We start from the raw sequence: 22576 nt of genomic DNA, 5'->3' as shown, positions 1-22576 counted from the left end.
AGGGCCGTCACGGCGCCGTGGCCAACAGCCGAACCCGGGTGAGCTTGTCGGGGTTGACGATGTCGTGGATCTCGGCGGCACGCCCGTCGCGGACCGCGAAGCCCACTACTCGTGGGGCCACCGCACGGTCGAACGGGGTGCCCGCCGGCGAACCGGGCAACAGCAGTCCCGGATCACCGTTGACCAGCACGGACCGCATGTTCTTCAGGGCCGAGCTGGCGTATCTGCGGATCAGGGCGAGCAGGAAACGGGTGACCCTGTCCCGGCCGTGCACGGGACGCAGCGCGGTGCGCGCCTTGCCGTCGCTGTCCCCGTGCACGCTGACCCGCGGGTCCAGCATCCGGGCCACCGCCCACTGGTCCTCCGCCGAGAGCGCCGCGAGCAGGGCCTGGACCGTCTCGTGCTGTTGGGATGCGGGTACCCGTCGCGGCGGGTGTGCCTCGTCCACGGTCCGGCGTGCCCGGCAGGCGTGGTGTCCGGCCCGCTCCTCGGTGCAGCCGAGCAGGACGGCGATCTCGGTGAGGGGAAGCCCCACCACCTCGCGCAGTACCAGGGCCACGCGCTGTTCCGGGGGCAGCTGCTGGACGATCCGCAGTGCGGCCATGCGTACGTCCTCGGCCCGCACCACGCTGCCGAGCGGGTTCGTGGCCGGGCAGTGGTGCTCGGTCACGATGGGTTCCGGAAGCCACGGGCCCACGTAGTGTTTCCGGCGGCTGACCGCCAGCCGAGCCCGCTCCAGGGCGAGGGCGGCCACGGTTCGGGTCGTTTGGACTTCGGGACGGTCCCCTTCGGGGGCCTCGGTGCCGGGGAGGCCGCTGAGCCGCGTCCGGGTTTCCTCCACCACGTCCTCGGAGTCCGAGATGCTTCCCGTGAGTCGGTAGGCGAGTCCGAACAACCGAGCGCGCTGCTCGTCGAACTCCGTGGCGAGGACGTCTTCCGTGGATCGCACACCGCGATTCTGCCCGAAGAACCCGGGTGTGCTCGGTGGATGCCTCGGTCGGGTGGTTTCGGGGTGTTCGGGTGAGCCCCGCCGCCGACGGCGTCAGCACTCCGGCGACCATCACGGGTCCCTGCCGCGAGGACCCTTTAGACTGACCATGTGGCGGGACGAATCCGGGAGAGCGACATCGCCGAAGTCCGCGAACTCAACCGGATCGACGAGATCGTCGGTGAGTACGTCGCGTTACGCCGTGCCGGAGGGGGTGCGTTGAAGGGGCTGTGCCCCTTCCACGACGAGAAGACCCCCTCGTTCAACGTGCGCCCCAACCACGGGACCTTCCACTGCTTCGGCTGTGGTGAGGGCGGCGACGTGATCGCGTTCCTGATGAAGACCGAGCATCTCGGTTTCGTCGAGTCCGTGGAGCGCCTGGCCGACCGGGTGGGAGTGCGGCTGCGTTACGAGGGCGGAGAGCCCACGAGCAGACGTGAGCCCGGTACCCGGACCCGACTGGTGGAGGCGAACCGACTGGCCGCCGAGTTCTACGCCGAGCAGCTGCGTTCCGGGGAGGCCCAGCCGGCCAGGGAGTTCCTGCTGGAACGCGGTTTCGACGAGTCGGCCGCCGCCCGCTTCGGCTGCGGCTTCGCGCCCAGTGGGTGGGACCGGCTGACCAAACACCTGCTGAACAAGGGTTTCGAGCTGGAGGAGCTCTACAAGGCCGGGTTGTCCCGGGAGGGACGGAGGGGGCCGATCGACCGCTTCCACCGACGTCTGCTGTGGCCGCTGCGGGATCTGGGTGGTGACGTGGTCGGTTTCGGCGCCCGTCGTGTCTTCGACGAGGACCCGATCGAGGCGAAGTACGTCAACACCCCCGCCACCCCGCTGTTCAACAAGTCCCAGGTGCTGTTCGGGCTGGACCTGGCCAAGAGGGAGATCGCCAGGCGGCACCAGGCCGTGGTGGTGGAGGGCTACACCGACGTGATGGCGATGCACCTCGCCGGGGTGCCCACCGCCGTGGCCTCCTGCGGCACGGCCTTCGGCGAGGAGCATCTCGGGGTGCTGCGTCGGCTGATGATGGACGACGACACCTTCCGGGGCGAGGTCATCTACACCTTCGACGGGGACGAGGCGGGCCAGAACGCGGCTCTGAAGGCTTTCGAGGGTGAGCAGCAGTTCGCCGCGCAGACCTACGTGGCCATCACCCCCGAGGGCAGGGATCCCTGCGAACTGCGCCAGCACCACGGCGACCGGGCGGTCCGCGACCTGGTGGCCCGGCGGCGTCCGCTGTTCGAGTTCGCCATCCGCAGCCTGCTGGATGGCTACGACCTCGACTCGGTGGACGGACGGGTGGCCGCGCTGCGCAGAACGGTTCCGTTGGTCGCCCGGATCAAGGACCAGGCCAGCCGGACCGGTTACGCGGTGCAGCTCGCGCACTGGACCGGTTGGAACGACGAGAACCAGGTCGTCCGCCGCGTGCGGGAGTACGCGGGCGAGCCCGTGCGGGAGTCGCGGCGCCGGGGTGTGCGGCGCGCTTCCGCGGCAGGTACGACCGAAGTGGGGGCGGACCTGCCGGAGCGGCCCGCCCGTCACGATCCGCGCTGGTGTCAGCGGGAGGCGTTGAAGGCGGCGTTGCAGGCGCCGGCCCTGGCGGGTCCGGTCTACGACTCCCTGCCCGAGGAGGCGTTCACTGAGTCGGCGTACAAGGCGTTGCACGAGGCCCTGTTGAAGGCGGGCGGTACCCAGTCCGGGCTGGCGGGGGCCTCCCTGGTGGAGGCCGTGCGCGCCCAGTGTCCCGACGAGACCACCGTCCGACTGTTGTCACAGTTGGCGGTCGAGGCCCCGGACACCAAGTCCGAGCAGGATCACCGCTATGTCAGCGGGGTGCTCGGCAGGGTCCGAGAACGGTTGGTCGCCCGCCAGATCGACGACATCAAGTCGCGGGTACAGCGGCTCTCCCCCTTGGAGAACGCCGAGGAGTACCGGGCGTTGTTCGGTGATCTGGTCGCTCTGGAGCAGTACCACAAGTCGCTGTTGCAGCAGGCGGTGGAGGGTGTGACATGACCTCCTGGTTCGGGCGGGTGCTCGCGCGGCTGCGCGGTACCGCCGAGCTGCCGGAGCGTTTCGACGGGGTGCTGGGGCCGGAGGAGCGGGTGCTGGCCTCCGCACGGAGCCCGGAGGGCGCCTTGGTGGCCACCAACCACGGTCTGTGGGTTCCCGAGCCCGCCGGCTCGCGCAGGATCGGCTGGCATCTGGTGAACCGGGCCGTCTGGCGGGACGGGGTGCTGGTGCTGACGGAGGCGAGTGAGCACCGTAGCGCCGGAGGGGCCGTGTTGCTGCGTGACCTGCCCCGGCGGCGTTTCCGGTTGGAGGCCCCCGGCCGGTTGCCGGACGTGGTGCACGCCAGGGTGACCGGTTCGATCAGGTCGACCCAGTACCGTGAGTTGCCGATGGGCGGTGCCCGTTTCGTGCGGCGGAGGGTTCCCGGCAGGGACGGAACGGTGTTGCAGGTGCGACCGGACCGCGACGCCGACGAGAAGACCCTGGCCGAGTACGCGGACGAGGTCGCCCGGCGTCTGGCGGACGAGGAACGCGGCTCGGTGTGAGTTCTTCCCACACGCTTTCTTCTCCGGCCGAACCCGTATACAGTACGGTCGTACTGTTAATGGTTTCGAGGAGTGACGTCCCGTGTGGGATCCGGAAAAGTACCTGGAGTTCGCCGCGTACCGGCAGCGTCCCGCTGTCGATCTGCTCGCCAGGATGGGGGAGAACCCGGCGCGGCGGGTGGTCGACCTGGGATGCGGAGCCGGTGATGTCACTCCGCTGTTGACCCGCAGGTGGCCGCGGGCGCGACTGGAGGCGCTGGACTCCTCCCCGGAGATGGTGCGCGCCGCCGTGGCGGCCGGGGTTCCCGCGCGGGTGGAGGACGTGCGGGAGTGGGAACCTCCCTCCGACACCGACGTGGTGTTCTGCAACGCGGTTCTGCACTGGGTGCCGGGGCATCTGGAGCTGGTTCGTGGTTGGCTGCGTGCGCTGGGCTCGGGGGCGGTTCTCGGAATGCAGGTGCCCGGAAACTTCGACGCCCCGGCGCACCGGACGTTGTACCGGCTGGCCACCGAGCCGGAGTGGGCCGAGGAGCTGGGAGGGGTTCCGCGAGGGCCGGAGTGCGTGGCGGAGCCGGTGGAGTACGCGCGCGGGCTGACCGGGCCGGGGGTTCGGGTCGACGCGTGGGAGAGTACCTACGCGCACCAGCTGTACGGTGCCGATCCCGTGTTGGACTGGTTGTGCGGAACCGCGTTGCGTCCCGTGCGGGCGTTGCTGGGCGAGCGGCGGTGGCGGTGTTTCCTGGACGAGCTGGCGCCGCGGCTGCGGGAGGTCTATCCGCGCGAGGCCGACGGGTCCACGTGGTTCCCGTTCCGGCGGATCTTCGTCGTCGCATGGCGCGAATAGGTTCTGAGCAGGGATTTTGCCGCGAGGGGAGGGGGGTGTTCGGGCGGGTTCGCGGGTGCGCTACAGTAGATGACGTCAGCGCGGGGCGCTGGGAGAAAAGAAAACATTCCTCCGTAGCTCAATGGCAGAGCATTCGGCTGTTAACCGAAAGGTTGCTGGTTCGAGTCCAGCCGGAGGAGCAAGGGCCCAGGTGAAAGCCTGGGCTTCTTTGTGTGTCCCGGGTTTCCCCGGCGAGGAGTGTGTACGGGACCGTCCGGAATGTCTCCTGTCCGTTGAGGCGTGGATCGTCCGTTTCCGGGAAGGGACGAGAAGAGGTGCCCCGCGCCTTTCCCAGTCGTCCTCAGACGTCGGATCCTACGGTGTTCTCCGGTTTTCGGTTTTCCGGCGGGGTGCTGCGCATCGAAGTGCCATCATCCCGGATACATCCGATCGGGTGCATCGGTGTCGGAAAGGTCAGTCTCGGGTAACGATCCGTGGTCCATTGACGATCTTGTGGGTGCGGCGACAGTGACCGTTCGTTTATTTGTGCAGTACACGGCTTGATCGCTGCCTCCAGGTGGGAGAGACCGCCGGAGTAGAGTGGTTGTCGCGATCGATTCGTTGCCGCGAGAACACAACGTGGCCTCCTCGCTCTTCGTCCCCGGGGCGAGGGAATATGACAGGGGATCGCAGGAAACGGGGGAGATATCATGTCCGCACCCGGTATCGGAAAGGATCCTCGGCAGCTCTCGTTGCCCGACTTCTCGTCGGTGAGCCGACTGCCGAAGCCGCTCAAGGCGCTGGTTTACCTGGTCATGTTGGCGTTGCTGACAACGGCGGGGGTGAGTGCGCTGTTGGCGACCACCGTGATCATCGGCCAGCTGACCGGTTCGTTCGACATCACGATGTTCATCGGCCGTTGAGAGCCCGCCGGACTGGATCACGGGATCGGCGCACTTCGGGTGCGCCGATCTTTTCGTGGGAACGGTACCCTGGAGTCACGCGGACCCCGGCGCACCAGGGGGCAGCGGACCCGATACGATCAGTGCGTACGGTCCGCGCGGGGCGGTAGCTCAGCAGGTCAGAGCAGCGAACTCATAATTCGTCTTGTCGTGGGTTCAAGTCCCACCCGTCCCACCACAACACCGGGGGAAAATCCGCCCGGTTCGTCCGTGCGGATTTCTCGCGGGCAGCAAACGGGCAGCAGTACGGCCGAGTTGGCCGAGGCCGTGGCGCTGTTCCAGCACGCCCGTGAACTCGTCGACGACGTGCTGGCCCTGTCCGAGAGCACCCGCGGGCACGTGGTGGGCTATCTGGCCACCCTCGGCGTGAGCGGCGAGCAGCCCCCGCCGAGCCTGCCGCACCCGTCCACGCTGGACCGCGTCCCCACCGACGCGGCCGGAGACCACCGCTGGGTCGAACGGGTGCGCTCACGGCTGCCCGACTACACCGGCGGACAAACCACCGGGCTGGTCTACGACCAGGACGGCACCGAACTCACCGAAACCAGCGGGCGCGAGGAGGTCTCCGGGCGTGCCCGCGACCTCATCGTGCTGAACAATCGTATGTGTCCCGGTGAACGGAACTGTGAGGCCGCCGTGACCGCGATCCTGCCCCAAGGGGCCACGTTGGTGGTATGGCAGCCTGGCCAGTGGTACTGACCGCTCCCTGTCCGGGTACGACAGTGCTGTGTCCGCAGCGAGAAGTACGGGCCGTGGTGGGCCGGTTTTAGGCAAAATCGGGACATGTACCCCCGCGCAGGCGGGGACTCGGTGGTTGGGGAGGGGAAGTGTGTGTCGACACGCCGGGAGGTTCCCAAGCCTCTGCTCGGCGTGTCGGTCACGGGATGGTCACAGCGCCAGTGTGGATATCCCGGACATCCCTGCTCATCTGCCGTGGCGCCAGCCTTTCGGGGCTGGCGAGGATCGCAACCGGGAGTGTCGGCCAGGGTTTTGAAGAAGGCCAACGCATGTGGCGCCAGCCTTTCGGGGCTGGCGAGGATCGCAACTGTTGGGACTCGGTGCGGGTGCGGCTGCTGGACGGGTGGCGCCAGCCTTTCGGGGCTGGCGAGGATCGCAACCGCGGCTGCGCCATTGGTAGAGGGTGTGCACGGGGATGTGGCGCCAGCCTTTCGGGGCTGGCGAGGATCGCAACGGTTGTACCGTCCGCGAACTGCTCTGGCGAATGGAGTGGCGCCAGCCTTTCGGGGCTGGCGAGGATCGCAACCGCGACTCCGAACAGCACGTTCCTGAGGTCGTCGAGTGGCGCCAGCCCTTCGGGGCTGGCGAGGATCGCAACACGCCGAGTTCGTCCAGTACCTGGTGGTGCCGGTAGTGGCGCCAGCCCTTCGGGGCTGGCGAGGATCGCAACGACTTCCCGTCCGAACAGGAGGTGGACGGGGTCGCAGTGAGTGGGCGTGGGCGCTGAAGTACACCGGGATTGGCCATGTCCGCCCCCACGACCTCCGGAACACGTACGCGTCGTGGCTGTTGCGACGGGGATCTCGCCGGAGGGGCGTAAGCTGCTCGGCCACGCCAGTCACCAGACGACCGAGCGGTACGCGCCTCTGATGGACGACGGGCACGACGAGGTCGGGCGGCGGGCAGCACCCCTCCCCACAACGACAACCAACCACGCCCGACGGGACCCAACCGAGGGCGCGGCCTAACCAGGATCGGACCACGATCCTCCCCACACCTGTCCCTTTCCGGCCGGGTTCACAGCTGTTCGAAGACGGTTTTGCCCGATTCTGGTTTCACGGCGTGGTGATCCGCCGCTTGTGCTCGTGCTCCTCGCAGATTTCCGGACGGTTCTTGTGTCTCCGACGAGGGGACCCTCCGTCCACCGTGTTCTCCCGGGCGGGAGGAAACCGTGCCGGTTCTATCCGGTGTTTTTGCGGATGAGTCCGGTGTATCCGGCCACGAACAGGGTGGCGAAGGCCCAGCCGAGCGCGGTGAACAGGTATCGGCTGAGATAAAGGGCTTGGCCCCAGTTGGTGGTGGTGGCGATCTCGCAGCGTTGTCCGCCCCCGGTTTTCAGTAGCGGTATGGCGGTGTCGATGCCGAGTCCGATGCTTTCGGCCGCCGAGCACACCCCGGTGTCGGGGTGGGTGCGTACGGCCAGGCCGAACAGCCCCGCCAGCAGCACCAGCCCGACGGTCAGTACACACAGTCCGGCCAGATAGCCCAGTGCCCGGAAGGGGCGGTGTCCGTAGCCGATGAAGGTACCGCTGAGCCGGTGCAGCAGCCTGCGGAGCCAACCGCCGAGTTCGCCACGGCGGCGCAGGTCGCGTTGTTGGGCGATGAGGATCTCCCGAGCCTCCGGTTCGTGTCCGGCCGCGCTGTGGACATTGGCCAACTGTTGGTAGGGCTGGGGGACGTAGCCGGGGGTGTGCCCGCTCAACATCCGCAGCCACTGGTGGTAGCTCGCCGCCTTCGGAATGAGGGGATAGCGCAGCCCGTCCACCCGTAGTCGTCGTGGTCGGTCGGATCCGGTGACTAACTCGTCCAGCGGAATGACCACGTCTCCGGAGACCTGTGTACTCCGTAGATCCAGCACCAACCGTTCCCCACCGGCGTTGTGCACCGTTGCTTCGGTCAGTTCCAGATCACCGGCGACATGTGCTCCCAGCAGTCGCAGCGTCCCCCGGTGGCTGTCGGATTCGGCGGTGAATCCCCGGTCGAGGACCAGGTTGTTGCCGACGGTGATTCTCTCCACATGCAGGGCTGGCCCGTTGCTCGCGGTCAGGCGTGCCCCGCGCAGGCTGAGTTGGCCGGTGACGGTGGCTCCGGGCAGCCGGAGGGTGCCCTCGGTGCTGTCGGATTCGGCGACGAAGCCTTCGTTGAGGAAGAGATTGTTTCCTACGGCGAGGTTGTCGGCGGCCAGGGCCGGCCCGTTGCTCGCGGTCAACCGCGCCCCCCCAGGCTGAGTTGGCCGGTGACGGTGGCTCCGGGCAGCCGGAGGGTGCCCTCGGTGCTGTCGGATTCGGCGACGAAGCCTTCGTTGAGGAACAGGTTGTTACCGAGGCTGGCTCGGTCGGGCCCGTTGTTCGCTATCAGGCGTGCCCCGCGCAGGCTGAGTTGGCCGGTGACGGTGGCTCCGGGCAGCCGCAGGGTACCCCGCTGGCTGTCGGACTCGGCGACGAAGCCTTCGTCGAGGAACAGGTTGTTGCCGACGGTGGCCCGATCCGCGTGCAGGGCGGGGCCGTTGGTGGCTCTGAGGTGGGCACCGCCCAGATTCACCTGACCGGTGATGCCGGTCCCCGGCAGTCGAAGGGTGCCTCGTTCGCTGTCGGATTCGGCGGTGAACCTCTCGTTGAGAAAGAAACTTTCTCCGACGGTGGCTCGGTCGGCGGCCAGGGCCGGCCCGTTGCTCGCGGTCAACCGCGCCCCACCCAGACTGAGTTGACCGGTGACACTGGCCCCGAGTAGTCGCAGCGTACCCCGCCGGCTGTGCGACTCCGCGACGAAATCCCGATGGAGAAAGAGATCGCCGCCGATGAGGGCCCCCTCGATGTCCAGGGCGGGAACCTCCCCGGCGACCAACCGGGCTCCGCGTAGACTGAGATCGCCGGTGATGTTGGCGTCCACCAGACTGATCCCGGCGCTTCGGATGTCGTCCAACCCCACGTCGTGTTCACACACCAGGTCGTTCGCGTCCAAACCGACCAGTGTGCTCGCGGAGAGATCCAGGTGCGGCAGATGGGCCCGTGTGCCCGTGAGGACCTCCTCGAACTCGCACCGGTGCAGCACCAACGGAACCACGGCCCGGACGTCGGTCAGATCCAGTACGCCGGTGATCCGTGCTCCCCGCAGCCACACCCCGCGTGGATCGAGTTTCCCGGCTTCGGGGCCGAACAGCAGTTCCCGAATCGCCGCGGCCGGAACCTCGCGAGCGGGCTCCTCGGTGACGTCCAGGACCTCGCCCGCCTTCGCGGCTCTGTGTAAACGAGTCCTTGCCCGCGCGGCATCAGACACCATGTCCGGATCATAGGAAGTCACGCCGCACTGTGGGCCGCTTTGGCGTCGAACAGTCACGTTCGCTCCGAGCATGGCGCGTTCCGGACCGAACCGACACACGATGTTGATCAATCCGTCGATCGGCGGTAAGCAGGCAACCGTGGAGTGCGTCTTCGGGGGCTGTCCTCCGGGGCCACCACAAGAAGATTCTTCCTGGAAAGTTTTCGGGGTGGTTCCGTCGTCGGGGTGTGATTCACGATACTGTATCGATTCAAAAGAGGGAACCCGAATCCTGGATCGACCACCGGAGTGTGCCGCCTCGGGTGGGTCGACGCTGTCCCGGCGTCGAAGGAGAGCGACACCGATGCGTGATTTCGACGAGTGGCACCGGCTCGGAACCCACTGGCACGCCTATGTGGAGGTACGGGAGCAGGGTTTTCCCTCCACCCGTGCGGGACGGTTACGGCGCACGCCGGACCGCGTGTTGTGCAGTCCACGTGCGGTGGCCGAATGGCTGTACCGGATGAAACGTGTCTATCTGCCCGCGCGGCCGGTGAAACTGCTCGGCTCCGGAGCGGGGTGGGGAGTGCTCGGGGACGAACGCCACCTGGAACGGGACCTGTTCGAGGACGAGCTCGCGGCTTCGCGTGGCGACAGTCTCTATCTCTCCTTCGGCTGCGAGCACGACCGGATGGATCTCTGGGTGGAGGCGGTCACCGCGCAGGACTGCTCGGAGCCGCACCGGGAACAGGAGTAGTACCGAGGATGTGCCCCATATGCGGAGGACCGACCATCCCGCCGCAGGGCGGTGGCCCACCGAAGTGCCCGAGGTGTGGGTGAGGCGCGCTCGCGAAGGGTGGCTACCGGGGCGAAGCGCCGCCGACGGCCCGCCGACACCGGCGAAGGCCGGGCGCGAGTCCCTCGGAGTCAGCCGTGGGGAGCTCCGCCCGGCCTCCCAGCGGTCCGGGCGGAGCCTCGGCGGGGCGGGTCAGACCGCTGCCAGTCCCACGTAGTTCTCGGCGAGGGTGGTGGCCGCCGCCGTCGACGAACGCAGGTAGTCGAACTGGGAACGTTGCAGCCTGCGGTCGTAGGCGGCGTCCGGTCCGTCGAAGCGGTGGGTCAACGAGGTCATCCACCAGGAGAAGTGCTGCACGCGCCACACCCTGCGCAGGCACTCCTCGGAGTACGTCTCCAGCCCCGTGGTGCTCCCGTGGTGGTAGTAGTCGGTCAGCGAGCGAGCCAGCCGGTCCACATCGGCCACGGCCAGGTTCAGCCCCTTGGCACCGGTGGGCGGAACGATGTGGGCCGAGTCACCCGCCAGGAACAGTCTTCCGTACCTCATGGGTTCCGAGACGAAGCTGCGCAGCGCGGTGATGTTCTTGTCGATGACGGGGCCCTCGCGCAGTTTCCAGTCGGAGGTTCCCAGACGCGTCTGCAGTTCCTCCCAGATCAGGTCGTCGGGCCACTGTTCGATCGATTCGTTGGGGTCGCACTGCAGGTACAGTCTGCTCAACGTGGAGGAACGGAGACTGTGCAGGGCGAAGCCGTTGGGGTGGTTCGAATAGATCAATTCCTCGCTGGACGGTTCCACCTCGGCGAGGATCCCCAGCCAACCGAACGGGTAGACACGTTCGTAGGTGGTGAGTTCCTTTTCGGGAATGGTGGTTCTGCTGACTCCGTGAAAACCGTCGCATCCGGCCACGTAATCACAGTGCAGTTCTCGGACGCGGCCCTCGGAGGTGAAACGTACGACCGGTTTTTCGGTTTCAACCCCTTCCACCGTTACGTCCGGAACCTCGTAGTAGACCCGGCCGCCGTCCCGTTCCCTGCGTTCCGCGAGGTCCTTGACGACCTCCTGCTGGCCGTAGACGGTGATGCTGCGTCCCCCGGTGAGTTCGCTGAGGGGAATACGTAGCCGGTCCCCGTCGAACTGGACGTTGACCCCGTGGTGGGGGTGCCCCTGTTTCTCCAGACGGTCGGCCACGTCGGCCTCCCGCAGCACGTCGACGGTGCCCTGCTCCAGAACTCCGGCGCGGACCCGCTGTTGGACGTACTCGCGGCTGCGCCGTTCGAGCACGACGGAATCGATCCCCTGTAGGTGCAGCAGCTGGGACAGCAGCATCCCCGCCGGACCCGCGCCCACGATCGCGACCTGGGTGCGCATTCCATCCTCCCCTCTCGTCATGCGGTTGACTCAGCTTCTCAGTCGTGAATGCGAATTCAGCCACAGGGCTTCCGCTCAGCGAAAGCAGCAGGGTGTTATCGGAGTAGCGTTTCGTATTCGGTCGCGGACCTCGTGTGTCGGGATGAGCCTGTTCGGGGAATTCTTCCGAGGAGATGACGAATTGTTCCGTGGTCGTGGCTGTGCGGAACGGATGGCCCGGTGTGTGTTCGGTCACGACGGCGTGGGGAATCGTTCTCTCGTTGGTCGTGTCGTTCCACCGAAACGAAAAGTAAGATTTTCTTCGTCCATTGTGACGTTTCGGGGAACGGCCCCGCCTTCCGTCGGGCTCCGGGGCGGGGCCGTTCGGAGCAGTCGGCTACGACCCCAGCTGTGACTTCCGGGCGGACTCGGCGAACCGGTCGAGATGACGCAGCGTCTCGTCCCGGACAACCGTGGGGAGGTAGAACAGCACCCGGTCCACACCGGCGCGTTCGTACTCCTCCAGCGTGGCGGGATCGTCTCCGGCGGCGTACAGGGACACCGGGACACGCCATCCCGCACGGTCCCGCACCCGGTTTATCCGCCCGGACAGGTCCGAGGTTCCGGCCCTGGGCAGCCACCCTCCGCCGTACTCGGCGACCCGTTCCACCGAGCGTTGGCTCTCGCCGCCGACGTAGATCGGCGGGTGGGGTCGTTGGACCGGCTTGGGCCAGCAGTACGAGGGTTCGATGTCCACGTGCTCGCCGTGGAACTCGGCCTCCTCCCGCGTCCACAGCCGCTGGACGGCCCGGACCCGCTCGTCCATGAGCGTTCCCCGCCCCCGCGGCTCGGTGCCGTGGTTGCGCATCTCCTCGCGGTTCCAACCCGCACCGACCCCGAGGATCGCTCTTCCACCCGAGACCCGGTCCAGACTGGCCACCTCCTTGGCCGTGATGATCGGATCCCGTTGGATCATCAACGCGATCCCGGTGGCCAGCAGCATGTGCTCGGTGGCCACGGCCGCCGCCGTGAGACTCACGAAGGGGTCCAACGTGCGGTAGTAGTGCCGGGGCAGCTCACCCCCTCCGGGGTAGGGCGTCCGCCTGCTGCTGGGAATGTGGGTGTGTTCGGCGAGGAACAACGCGTCGAAACCACGCTGTTCGGCGGCTGCGCCCAGCTCGTCGGGGGCGATCCCCTCGTCGGTCACGAACGTGGAGATACCGAATTTCATGTGTCCTCGGCGCCGACACGGCGCCTTCCTCCCAACCGGTGTGTTCGTTTCCGGCACGGACTCCCCGGCACGACGGGACGGCTTTTCCGGCGCGGCCTCGCACACCGCGGCACCGAGTCCCGTCGACGGATCCCGGGCTGTCCGTGGCCGATCCGTCACGTTGACGAACAACCGTGATCGCCGGTGCGTATTCCCGACCGGGTAAGATCACGGTCCCGTTCCGGGGACGTCGCCGGCGTGGCTTTTCCGGACGCACCGCAGCACGGTCGGTGACCGTGTCCGTCGGGGTGTCGTGGAGAAGGTCGGGCCCACGACTTCCTGCCGGAATGCGTCGGTTGACAGGTGCCGCCCGGCCCGGCGGGAGTCGGACGACGGACTGACGGACATGGATGATGAGCTGACGACCGAACTCGTAGCCCTCTACCACGAGCACTACCGCCAACTGCTGCGGATGGCCCTGTTGCTCGTGGACGACAGGTCCGCAGCCGAGGACGTGGTGCAGGACGCGTTCGTGCGTGTGTTCGACTCCAGAGCCCGTCTGCGCGATCGGGACAAGGCCCTGGCGTTCCTGCGGCGGGCCGTGCTCAACAGGGCGAGATCCTTGTTACGCAGGCGCCAGGTGTCCAAGCGCTACCAGCACCGCCTGGTGCAGCGCGAGCCGGCTCCGGACGAGAGCGTGCAGCGGGTCGACCGGACCGTGCTCGCCGAAGCACTCGCCCGGTTGCCCCGGCGTCAGCGGGAGGCTGTCGTACTGCGTTACTACGCTGATTTCAGCGAGGCTTACGCGGCGGAAATAATGCGGGTGACCCCCGGGGCGGTGAAGGCCTACTGTTCGCGCGGAGTCGCGCGGTTGTCGAGTTTGCTGAGGGAGCGCGTGTGACGGAGCGAAACGCCGCCTCCGAGGAGAGTTCGGACGAGCGTTTGCTGCGTGCGGGGCTGCACTCGCTCGTCGAGGGCGTGGAACCGGAACGGAACGCGTTGGCCCGGTTGCTCGCCCGGCGGCGCCGTCGCATGGTGCTCCGCTCCGTGTTCGTGGGCAGCGGCGTGGCGGTGGCCACCACGGTCGTCCTGTTGTTCGCGTTGGTGGTGCCGAACGGCCTGTGGAGCACGGAGCCCGTCCCCGTGGGGATCGGTCCCGACAGCTACCTGGTCCGTTCGGGCGGTGGCTCCCTGGTTGCGGTCTCCCTGGAGTCCGGCGACGTGATCCGGGAGCTCGGTGATCCCGGTGACCTGGTGGCGGTGGCCAGGGGCCGGGATCGGGTCTATGTCGCCCCGGCCACGGGCGGGGTCGTGGCCATGGGTTCTCGCCGGACGGAGGAACCGCTGGAGGGGGTGCCCGAGGGGGAGGTGGTTACCGCCCTGGCGGCCGCGGGCGAACGAGTGGCGGTGGCCTACGAGGACAGGGTGCTGGTGGTCTCCGACGGAGGGGCACGTCGGATCGGGTTCGAACCGGGACTGGTGGTACGGGACGTGGCGGTCGAATCCGGCGGCAGGCTCGCGCTGGTGGTTCAGGATCGGGACGGATCCGTCGGGCTGCGGACGGTGGTGCCGGGAGAGGACGGACCCCGGCGGTTGGGAAGGTCCGTGGTCTCCTGCGGTCCGACGCGTGTGACGTGGACGTCGACGGGCTTGGCGGTGTTGCGTCCCGTCTCCTGTGGGGACGGGGAGTCCGTGCGGATCACCACGGTCGATCCGCGTGAGGGCACCAGGCTGGCCGGCGGGGTGCGCGTCGGTGTGGGCGCTCCGGTGGGACAGAGCCTGCGACTGTCGGCCGACACCGCCGATCGGATGCTGGTCTCCGCCGGGGGGAACAGGAACTGGCTGGTGGAGGGGGGAACGGTGCGTTCCGTTCCGTGCCCGGACTCGGGGTGTTCCGCCGGAACCGCCGTCATGTGACCGGTTTCGCCGGTGGTGTGCCCGTTTTCCGGAAGGAACTCGCTTTCGGTCACCGAACGTGTTCGGAACACACCGCTGATCGGGCAATGGACTGCCCGGTGGTTGGCCGGTGAGGATCCCCGTGGTGTGGCGGTTTCCGAGTTCCGGAGGGTGATCGAGGTGGGCGCACACTGGTGGGAAGTGCTCCGGCTGTGTCGGGTGGCGGGGCAGCGTCCGTCCTGGCAGCACGCTGCGGCGTTCGTCGTCTCGGTCTGGACGCTGTGGTGGATAGGTGGCCAGTTCCTGGTGCCGCAGGCGGCTCCTTCGGCCCTGGAGATCTGGACCAACCTGCTGGAGCGGGCGGGAATCACCGATGTTTCCTGGAGTGACCGGGTGGTGCGGGCCTGGCAGCGGGCGGGCATGGTTCTCGCGGTGGCCGGTGGTCTGTTGTGGGCGGCGACCACGGAGCGGGGACAGACCCCCGCCCTCGCGGGCTGGGTGGCCGTGATGCTCGCCTCCCAGTATCTGGGGTACCAGCCGGCGGTGCTCGTGGCGCTGGTGTCCCTGGTCGGTCTCGTGTCCGTGTTGTGGCTCGTTTCCCTGGTGAACGGGCGGTTCGTGGACAGGTATCCGCGTCTGTTGCCCGCCGATGTCCTCCGTGCCGGGGTCACGGCCGCCGCTCTTTCGGCGGTGGTGCCGTTGTACGCACCGGCGATCGGGGTGTTCCGTTTGTTGCGTCCCTACTTCACCCAGCCGCCGAGAACGCTGTCCGCCGCGGACGCGGAGGTGGTCGGCCTGTCCGGCACTTCCCGTGTTCCCGTGCGCGCGGAGGAGGCGCCGGAGCGGGAGTCGACGCCCCCCGGGCGGCGGACGCACGGAGCCACCGAGTCGTGAGACGACGGCTGGTGTGACGACGGTCGACGTATCGTGTGTCATGTCCCCTTTCGAGTGGAGTTGGTGCGGAGTCAGACGGAGAGGAATATCCTTTTAGGACATAAGAGAGGGGGGTCGTCCCCTGGACGGAATCGTTTCGAACTGCTGTTTTCCCGTGCGGGGACGTGCCCTCGGACTGGTCCTCCCGCCGGTTCCCGAGCACTGTAGTCCTCAGTGGACAAACGGTCGTGGTTTCGCGGTGCGTGTGGAGCGTGCGAAGCCGGAACTGTTGTGATCGACTGGTGGACGTCGAACTTCGCTTCGGGGTCGTGGACGACGTCTCTCGTGGCACGGGCGGAGGTCAGCAGTGAGTACGTCCGACCTTACGAGCGGGGTGGTCTACATCCACTCCGCGCCGGGCACGGTGTGCCCGCACGTGGAACGGGCTGTCGCGGGCGTGCTCGACACCCGCTGTGCTTTCCGGTGGACGGCCCAGCCGGCCGCCCCCGGACAGCTGCGCGCCGAGCACGTCTGGTCCGGTCCCGCCGGCACCGGTGCACGACTGGCCGCCGCACTGTTGGCCTGGCCGATACTGCGGTTCGAGATCACCGAGGACCCCAGTCCCGGCGTCGACGGGGAACGTTTCTGCCACGTCCCGAGACTGGGGCTCTGGCGGGCACGCACCGGAGCCAACGGGGACATCGTGGTCGGTGAGGACCAGCTGCGTACCCTCGTCGCGGAAGGGCACGACACCGAATCCTTCCGCCACCGCGCGAGTGAGCTGCTGGGCGGTTCCTGGGACGAGGAACTGGAACCCTTCCGCGGCGCCGGAGAGGGGCCTCCGGTGGAACGCCTGCACAGCGCGGGCTGAACCGCGCCGCTGCCGGAGGACGAACGACTCGGAACGGGTAACGGGGGCCGTGTGGGCGTCCTCGCCCCCGATCCCTAACCGGCCGCCACACCACCGCCCGGCACCACCCTGCCGCTCATCCTGCCGTCCCGGATCGACACGTGCCGGTTCGCCCGGTCCAGGTACTCGGTGTCGTGGGTGACCATGACGGTGGCCACCTCGTACTGACGCGTCACCTCGGCCAACAGGTCCACGACGGCGGCGCCCCTGTCGTGGTCCAACGCCGCCGTGGGCTCGTCCACCAACAGCACGGAGGGGCGTGTCACCAGCGCGCGCGCTATGTTGACCCGCTGGCGTTCCCCTCCGGAGAGCCGGTGCGGTCTGCGGTGTTGTTTGCCGGACAGTCCCACCGTGGCGAGCAGTTGTTCGCACTCCTGCCGAGTCTTTCGTGGGCTCAGTCCACGCATGTGTTGGGTGACCTGCAGCTGTTCGACGGCGCTCAGCGAGGGGACCAGGTTCGGCTGTTGGAAGACGATCCCGATCCGTTCCAACCGCAGCCGGGTCACGGCCGCACGAGGCAGCGTGGTGATGTCGGTGTCGTCCACCAGGACCGATCCGTCCGTCGGTGACAGCAGTCCCGCCGCCACGGCGAGCAGACTCGACTTGCCCGAACCGGACGGTCCCGTGACGGCCAGCAGCTCACCGGCGCCCACCTCCAGGGAGACGTCCCGCAGGGCGGTCACGGTTCGCTCCCCGTCCGGGTAGCTCAGCGATATGCCGCTCATGGTCAGACTCATCGTCCGCCTCCCAACGCGGTGAGTGGGTCCACGGACGTGATCCGCCGTACCGCGAGTGCGGCACCGGCCATGCCGAGCACCACCATTCCCAGTACGGGCAGCAACGTCGTGGACAGGGTCAGTTCGAAGGGCACGACTCCGGAGGCGAGCCACCCCAGGACCACACCGGCGGCACCGCCGAGTCCCGCGCCCAGCACCAGCACGACGAGGGACTGGGTCAACGCGTCCCGCAACAGGTAGCGGGTGGATCCGCCGAGTGCCTTGAGCACGGCGATGTCCCCGCTGCGTTGGATGGTCCATACCGTCAGGAAGGCCCCGACCACCAACGCCGATATGACGTAGAGGAAAGCCTGCATCATCAGTAGTGAACCGTTCTCGGAGGAGAACGAGCCGATCGCGTTCAGGCTTCCGCCGAGCGTGGTCGAAACCGTGTGGGCCGCGGAGTCGGCCGCCGCGAGGTCGGCCCCGTCGGTGGTGCGCACCGCCAGGACGGTCGCCAGCGGGGCCTCGGTGCCCGGGGCGCGGGCCGTGCGCAGCTCGCGCCACGTGTCCAGGCTGGTCCAGACCACCGGGGTATGACTGTAGAAGGACGAGGAGGCCTGCCGGTCGATCCGGAGCTCTCCCGCGCCCGTGGAGAGGTGCTCTCCCGTGGACAGCCCCTCCTCCTCGGCCAGGGAGTGACTGATCACCACACCGCCCTCGGTGAGCCCGCTCGGGGCCGCCGGAGTCCGTGGGGGCAGGCCGAAGACGGTGACCGTGGTTTCGGCACCGTCCGGTGTCGCCACTCTGACGGTGCTGATTCCGAGGGGAGTGACCTCGTTGACCCCCTCGGTGCTGCTCCAGACGTCACGTTGTCGTTCGGTCACGGAACTGTCCGCGAAGGACTCCGTGGGTGGCTCCGAGCCGCTGCCGCCGAACACCACGTGGGTGGCCGGCAGCTCCTTGACGGCGGAGGTGGACTGGGCGGCCAGCCCCGAGGTCAGCCCGGAGAGCAGCACGATCAGCAGTGTGATCAACAGGACGACCGACCCCATGAGGGTGAAACGCCCCTTGGCGAAACGAATGTCTCTGATGGCGACGAACACGGCTCTTTTCTCCTCGTGCCGTTGGGCTTACGACTCCACCCTCGCCCGCGGCGGCCGCGTTGCCATCGTTCCGGAGTGCGAAACCCGCCTGCCGTGGGGTTGACTCGGAACTCAACCGAACGATTGATGCGAACTCCGGGACTTCGTTGAACACTGGTACCGACGACTCCCGTCGTGACGCCCCCGGGAAAACTCCCTTCCCCCGTCGATCGTCCCGGACCCGCCCGTCGGGGACCGTGCCGTCCCGGGCCCCACTCCCAGGAGGTAGCGCGCTGTTGAACGGTCACCATCCGGCGGAGTCGGTGGTGCTGCGCGTGCTGCGAGTGGCACTGCACGCCGGGTTCTACCTGCTGCTCGGCATAGCCACCGTGCGGCTGCTCGGCACCCGCGACGCCGGGACCACGACCTTCGCCGCGTTGGGCGGGGCGGTGGCGCTGGCGGCGCTCTACACCGTGGGTGCCCTGCCACCCCACCGTGCCCACGGACGCCGTGCCGCACTGGTCTGGTTGGCGGGTGTGACCGGACTGTGGGCCCTGCTCCTGCTGGCAAGCCCCGACTTCTCCTGGATCGCCTTCCCGCTGTTCTTCCTGCACCTGCACCTGTTGCGCAGAGTCCACGCCGTGACGGCCGTGGCCGTGATCACGGGGTTGGTGGTCACCACCCAGGTGCTCCACACCGACGAGGTCAGCGTGGCCATGGTGCTCGGCCCGAGTCTCGGCGCGGTGTTCGCCGTGGTGATGGCCTGGGGGTATGCCGCCGTCCACACCGAGAGCCAACAGCGGCGACGCCTCATCGAGGACCTGCGTGAGACCCGCGCCCAACTGGCTGCCTCCCAGCACGAGGCGGGGGCCGCCGCCGAGCGCGAACGGCTGGCCAGGGAGATCCACGACACCCTCGCCCAGGGGCTGTCCAGCGTGGTGCTGTTGCTGCGTGCCGCCGAGTCGAGCCTCGACGAGAGTCCGGAGCAGGCGCGTTCCCGGATCGCCGAGGCCCGCCGAACCGCCTCGGAGAACCTGGAGGAGGCCAGGGGGTTCGTGCGTGAGCTGCGGCCTCCGGCCCTGCGCCAGGCCGGCCTCGGGGACGCCTTGCGGAGGCTGTGCGCCCGAACCGAACGCGAGTCCGGGTTGCGCTGCCGCCTGCGGGTGGACGGCGAGGCGGTGGCGCTGCCTCCCGAGTACGAGATCGCGCTGTTACGGGCCGCCCAGGCCAGTCTCGCCAACGTCGTCCAGCACGCCCGCGCCGACACCGCCATGGTGACCCTGGGGTATCTGACCAAGCAGGTGACGCTGGACGTCTACGACGACGGGGTGGGATTCGACCCCTCCGTGCTCGGCCAGGCGCGGGGGGACGGCACCGGCTACGGGCTGTCCGCGTTGAGCGAGCGTGTCGAGCTGCTCGGTGGTGAGTTGAGCGTGGAGAGCGCGGAGGGCGGTGGCACCGTGGTCGCGGTGCGACTGCCGTTCGGGGAGGAGGTGGACCGGTGAACGAACCGCTCCGGCTGCTGCTCGTCGACGATCACCCGGTGGTACGCAGCGGGTTACGGGCCATGTTCGAGGACAGTTCCGACATGCTGGTGGTCGCCGAGGTCGCCGACGGTGAGGCCGCCCTGGAGGTGCTGCGGCACACGGAGGTGCGGGTGGTGCTGATGGACCTGCAGATGGGGGAGGGGATGGACGGTGTCACCGCAACCAGGGAGATCACCTCGCTGCCCGACCCGCCCGCCGTGCTGGTGCTGACCGTCTACGACACCGACGCGGACATCCTCGCCGCGGTGGAGGCGGGGGCGACCGGTTACATGCTCAAGGACGCCCCACCGGAACAGCTCCGTGCCGCGGTGAAGTCGGCCGCGGCGGGGGAGACAGCGCTGGGGCCGGACGTGGCCTCCCGGTTGTTCGACCGGTTGAGATCCCCGGGCGAGGCCCTGAGCCCGCGTGAGGTGGAGATCCTGCGGCTGCTGGCACAGGGGCTGTCGAACAGGGCCCTGTCCCGGGAACTCTTCATCAGCGAGGCCACGGTCAAGACCCACCTGGTGCACATCTTCGACAAACTGGGTGTGGACAACCGCACCGCCGCGATCACCACGGCCCTGCGGCGGGGGATCATCCGAAGCGGGTGACTCCTCTGCCCGTGAGAGCCCCTCCGGGCGGGTTCGGGCGTATGGCACGCTCGTGACGTGCCACCGAGAACCGGTTTCCGTCGTCGGCGACGCCTGCTCTGGAACGCGTGTCTGACCCTCGCCGTCGTGGCGGTCTCGGTGGGGGGAGGGGTGTTGGCGCGCTCGTTCTACGCTTCCCCCACCTCGTCGTCGGGGGAGACCTCCGCACAACTACCGCCGTTCACGGATTCCTCCCAGGACCCGCCGGGAAGGCAGCGGGTGGTTCTGAAGCCCGGGGCCCGACGGCACCCGGACAGCACGGTGGTGCGGAACCTGCTGCAACGGCACTTCGACGCGATCAACCAACGCAACTACCAGCAGTGGCGCACCACGGTGGTGCAGGCCAAGAGACTCAACCAGCCCTACGGGAAGTGGCGGGAGGAGTACGAGAGCACCAGGGACGGTTCGGTCACCGTCCACCGCATCGTCCGTGGCCCGGAGGGTACGTTGCGGGTGATCATGTCGCTGGTCAGCGTGCAGGACAGGGAGGACGCACCGAAGGACATGCCCGCGACCTGCCTGCGGTGGCGTGTGGTGTACCAGCTCGTCGTCGAGGAGGGCAAGCTCAGGCTCGGTCAGGGGCTCCCGGACAGCTCGCTGCACAACGAGTGTGCGAACTGAAAAGCCCCCGGCGCGCGGGCGGGTGTCCCGCGGCGTGGCGGGACACCCCGTGCGGCGGGTGATCCTCACGTGCCCCGAGGGGCGGCGGGGCTTCCCGACGCCCCGTGTACTTCGCCCACCCGGGGGCACACGTGCACGCGGGAGCGGTCACAGCGGTATGTTGCCGTGGTTCCCACGCCTGGGGGGGACGGAGTCGAGCGCGCGGGCCAGCCGTTCCCGGCTGGTCGAGGGGTCGATGATCTCGTCGACCACGCCGATCGAACGGGCCCGTTCGACCCCTCCGGACACGCGCTGGTGCTCCTCGGCCAGCCGGTCCTGCAGCGCCTCCCGTTCCTCCTCCGGGGCCGCGGCGATCTCCTTGCGGTGCAGGATCCCCACGGCGGCGCGGGGTCCCATGACCGCCACCTCGGCCTCCGGCCAGGCGAACACGGTGTCGGCGCCGAGCGAGCGGGCGTTCATCGCGATGTAGGCCCCGCCGTAGGACTTGCGGGTGATGAGCGTGACCCTGGGGACGACGGCCTCGCCGAAGGCGTGGAGCAGTTTCGCCCCTCGGCGCACCACACCTCCCCACTCCTGGTCCACCCCGGGCAGGTATCCGGGAACGTCGACCAACACCACGAGGGGGATTCCGAACGAGTCGCACATCCGCACGAAGCGCGCGGCCTTCTCCGCCGACAGTGAGTCCAGACAGCCACCCTTGCGGATCGGATTGTTGGCCAGCACGCCCACCGTGCGACCGCCGAGGCGCCCCAGACCGGTGACCATGTTGGGAGCCCACTTGGCCTGGATCTCCTCGAAGACGCTCGCCCCGGAGGGGTCGCTGTCCAGAATCCCCCTGATCACGGGTTTGACGTCGTAGGCGCGTCGTGCCGTTTCGGGAAGCAGCGCACGCAGGTCCTGCCTGTCGCCGGTAACCGTGTGATCGAACTTCCCCTGGGCCGCGATCAGGTTCGTCACGTGCCGGGCACGCGCGTAGGCGTCGGGTTCGTCGGAGGCGACCACGTGCACCACCCCGGACTTGCTGCCGTGGGCGTCCACGCCGCCGAGCCCTTCCTGGTCGATCTCCTCGCCGGTGACGCTGCGCACCACGTCGGGGCCGGTGACGAACACCCTCCCCGAGGGGGCCATGACCACCACGTCGGTCAACGCCGGGCCGTAGGCGGCTCCGCCCGCCGCGGGACCGAGAACCACCGAGATCTGGGGAACACGCCCGGAGGCCCGGATCATCGCCGCGAAGACCCGGCCGACCGCGTCCAGCGCTTCGGCCCCTTCGGGCAGGCGCGCACCACCCGAATGCCACACCCCCAGGACCGGAACCCCCTCCTCCAGGGCGGTGTCGATGGCCGCCACGATGTGGCCGCACCCCGCCGAGCCCATGGCGCCGCCCTTCACCGTCCCGTCGGTGCAGTAGGCGATCACCGGACTGCCCTCGATGCGACCCCGCACCGCGAGGGCACCGCTGTCGTCCCTGTCGTGCAGGAAGGTCAGGGAGTCGACGTCCAACAGTTGGGAGAGCCGCAGCTCGGGGTCACGCGGGTCCCAGTCGACACCCGGTGTTTCGGTGTGGGAGGCAAGCGCTGTCACGGGATACTCCGATGCTGGATACGTGGGTGGTGTTGCCGGGA

The 22576-nt window shown here is 68.4% G+C and carries 21 protein-coding genes, 2 tRNA genes and 1 CRISPR repeat array; of the genes, 15 read left to right on the top strand and 8 right to left on the bottom strand.

The window, feature by feature from the left end:
• Positions 1-7: 7 nt before the first annotated feature.
• On the bottom strand, positions 8-949 hold the full coding sequence (locus tag ACTMO_RS20990) for a sigma factor-like helix-turn-helix DNA-binding protein (protein ID WP_019855000.1): 942 nt from the start codon (positions 947-949) through the stop codon (positions 8-10).
• 150 nt (positions 950-1099) lie between these two features.
• Between ACTMO_RS20990 and dnaG the strand changes: the two genes are divergently transcribed.
• From dnaG to ACTMO_RS0112310, 7 genes are all read left to right on the top strand, one after another.
• Positions 1100-2998, top strand: coding sequence for a DNA primase (gene dnaG / locus ACTMO_RS0112340; RefSeq protein ID WP_019854999.1), 1899 nt, complete (start codon positions 1100-1102; stop codon positions 2996-2998).
• Positions 2995-3540: a hypothetical protein gene (locus ACTMO_RS0112335; RefSeq protein WP_019854998.1), complete on the top strand. Its 546-nt coding sequence runs from the start codon at positions 2995-2997 to the stop codon at positions 3538-3540. Before dnaG ends, ACTMO_RS0112335 begins: the two co-directional genes overlap by 4 nt.
• Before the next feature lie 82 nt (positions 3541-3622).
• The gene (locus tag ACTMO_RS0112330; RefSeq protein WP_019854997.1) at positions 3623-4384 is read left to right on the top strand and encodes a trans-aconitate 2-methyltransferase; all 762 of its coding nucleotides are present in this window, start codon (positions 3623-3625) and stop codon (positions 4382-4384) included.
• 107 nt (positions 4385-4491) lie between these two features.
• Positions 4492-4563: transfer RNA gene (locus tag ACTMO_RS0112325), tRNA-Asn, on the top strand.
• A 510-nt stretch (positions 4564-5073) separates the two neighbouring features.
• Positions 5074-5286 (top strand): hypothetical protein, encoded by a 213-nt coding sequence (locus ACTMO_RS0112320; protein WP_019854996.1) that lies wholly within the window; start codon positions 5074-5076, stop codon positions 5284-5286.
• Positions 5287-5425: 139 nt separating this feature from the next.
• Positions 5426-5503, top strand: a tRNA-Ile gene (locus tag ACTMO_RS0112315).
• A 32-nt stretch (positions 5504-5535) separates the two neighbouring features.
• Positions 5536-6024, top strand: a complete 489-nt coding sequence (locus ACTMO_RS0112310) for a DddA-like double-stranded DNA deaminase toxin (protein WP_019854995.1) — start codon at positions 5536-5538, stop codon at positions 6022-6024.
• A 234-nt stretch (positions 6025-6258) separates the two neighbouring features.
• Positions 6259-6733: direct repeats of the CRISPR family, unit length 37 nt; unit sequence GTGGCGCCAGCCTTTCGGGGCTGGCGAGGATCGCAAC.
• Between the two features lie 510 nt (positions 6734-7243).
• Here the strand turns inward: ACTMO_RS0112310 and ACTMO_RS0112300 are convergent.
• Positions 7244-8272, bottom strand: coding sequence for a hypothetical protein (locus tag ACTMO_RS0112300; RefSeq protein ID WP_026449166.1), 1029 nt, complete (start codon positions 8270-8272; stop codon positions 7244-7246).
• Positions 8269-9342: a hypothetical protein gene (locus ACTMO_RS0112295; RefSeq protein ID WP_026449165.1), complete on the bottom strand. Its 1074-nt coding sequence runs from the start codon at positions 9340-9342 to the stop codon at positions 8269-8271. The genes ACTMO_RS0112300 and ACTMO_RS0112295 overlap by 4 nt, the downstream gene beginning before the upstream one ends.
• 343 nt (positions 9343-9685) lie before the next feature.
• Between ACTMO_RS0112295 and ACTMO_RS0112290 the strand changes: the two genes are divergently transcribed.
• Positions 9686-10078, top strand: coding sequence for a hypothetical protein (locus ACTMO_RS0112290; protein ID WP_019854993.1), 393 nt, complete (start codon positions 9686-9688; stop codon positions 10076-10078).
• 231 nt (positions 10079-10309) lie between these two features.
• Here the strand turns inward: ACTMO_RS0112290 and pobA are convergent, their stop codons facing one another.
• Positions 10310-11485, bottom strand: a complete 1176-nt coding sequence (pobA, locus tag ACTMO_RS0112285) for a 4-hydroxybenzoate 3-monooxygenase (protein WP_019854992.1) — start codon at positions 11483-11485, stop codon at positions 10310-10312.
• 376 nt (positions 11486-11861) lie between these two features.
• Positions 11862-12695 (bottom strand): LLM class F420-dependent oxidoreductase, encoded by an 834-nt coding sequence (locus ACTMO_RS0112280; protein WP_019854991.1) that lies wholly within the window; start codon positions 12693-12695, stop codon positions 11862-11864.
• 385 nt (positions 12696-13080) lie between these two features.
• On the opposite strand from ACTMO_RS0112280, the gene ACTMO_RS0112275 reads away from it, so the two are divergent.
• From ACTMO_RS0112275 to ACTMO_RS0112260, 4 genes are all read left to right on the top strand, one after another.
• Positions 13081-13575, top strand: a complete 495-nt coding sequence (locus ACTMO_RS0112275) for a SigE family RNA polymerase sigma factor (RefSeq protein WP_019854990.1) — start codon at positions 13081-13083, stop codon at positions 13573-13575.
• Entirely contained in the window at positions 13572-14591 is a 1020-nt protein-coding gene (locus ACTMO_RS0112270; RefSeq protein WP_019854989.1) for a hypothetical protein, read from the top strand. Before ACTMO_RS0112275 ends, ACTMO_RS0112270 begins: the two co-directional genes overlap by 4 nt.
• A 126-nt stretch (positions 14592-14717) precedes the next feature.
• On the top strand, positions 14718-15464 hold the full coding sequence (locus ACTMO_RS0112265; protein WP_026449163.1) for a hypothetical protein: 747 nt from the start codon (positions 14718-14720) through the stop codon (positions 15462-15464).
• A 346-nt stretch (positions 15465-15810) separates the two neighbouring features.
• Entirely contained in the window at positions 15811-16314 is a 504-nt protein-coding gene (locus tag ACTMO_RS0112260; protein ID WP_026449162.1) for a DUF3145 domain-containing protein, read from the top strand.
• Positions 16315-16388: 74 nt separating this feature from the next.
• Here the strand turns inward: ACTMO_RS0112260 and ACTMO_RS0112255 are convergent, their stop codons facing one another.
• A complete protein-coding gene (locus tag ACTMO_RS0112255) occupies positions 16389-17090 on the bottom strand; it encodes an ABC transporter ATP-binding protein (protein WP_019854986.1) in 702 nt (233 codons plus the stop codon).
• Entirely contained in the window at positions 17087-18175 is a 1089-nt protein-coding gene (locus ACTMO_RS0112250; RefSeq protein ID WP_019854985.1) for an FtsX-like permease family protein, read from the bottom strand. The genes ACTMO_RS0112255 and ACTMO_RS0112250 overlap by 4 nt, the downstream gene beginning before the upstream one ends.
• A gap of 275 nt (positions 18176-18450) precedes the next feature.
• On the opposite strand from ACTMO_RS0112250, the gene ACTMO_RS0112245 reads away from it, so the two are divergent.
• The 3 genes from ACTMO_RS0112245 to ACTMO_RS0112235 are packed head-to-tail and all read left to right on the top strand — an operon-like array spanning position 18451 to position 20951.
• The gene (locus ACTMO_RS0112245) at positions 18451-19659 is read left to right on the top strand and encodes a sensor histidine kinase (RefSeq protein WP_019854984.1); all 1209 of its coding nucleotides are present in this window, start codon (positions 18451-18453) and stop codon (positions 19657-19659) included.
• The gene (locus ACTMO_RS0112240) at positions 19656-20291 is read left to right on the top strand and encodes a response regulator (protein WP_019854983.1); all 636 of its coding nucleotides are present in this window, start codon (positions 19656-19658) and stop codon (positions 20289-20291) included. Before ACTMO_RS0112245 ends, ACTMO_RS0112240 begins: the two co-directional genes overlap by 4 nt.
• Before the next feature lie 57 nt (positions 20292-20348).
• Positions 20349-20951, top strand: coding sequence for a hypothetical protein (locus tag ACTMO_RS0112235; RefSeq protein WP_026449161.1), 603 nt, complete (start codon positions 20349-20351; stop codon positions 20949-20951).
• A 147-nt stretch (positions 20952-21098) separates the two neighbouring features.
• Here the strand turns inward: ACTMO_RS0112235 and ACTMO_RS0112230 are convergent, their stop codons facing one another.
• Positions 21099-22535, bottom strand: coding sequence for an acyl-CoA carboxylase subunit beta (locus ACTMO_RS0112230; protein ID WP_019854981.1), 1437 nt, complete (start codon positions 22533-22535; stop codon positions 21099-21101).
• Between the last annotated feature and the right edge of the window lie 41 nt (positions 22536-22576).

The sequence above is a fragment of the Actinopolyspora mortivallis DSM 44261 genome (assembly GCF_000384035.1).
GTDB classification, from domain to species: domain Bacteria; phylum Actinomycetota; class Actinomycetes; order Mycobacteriales; family Pseudonocardiaceae; genus Actinopolyspora; species Actinopolyspora mortivallis.
Note: the sequence above shows the minus strand (reverse complement) of the source record. Positions and strands in the feature narration are given on the sequence as shown.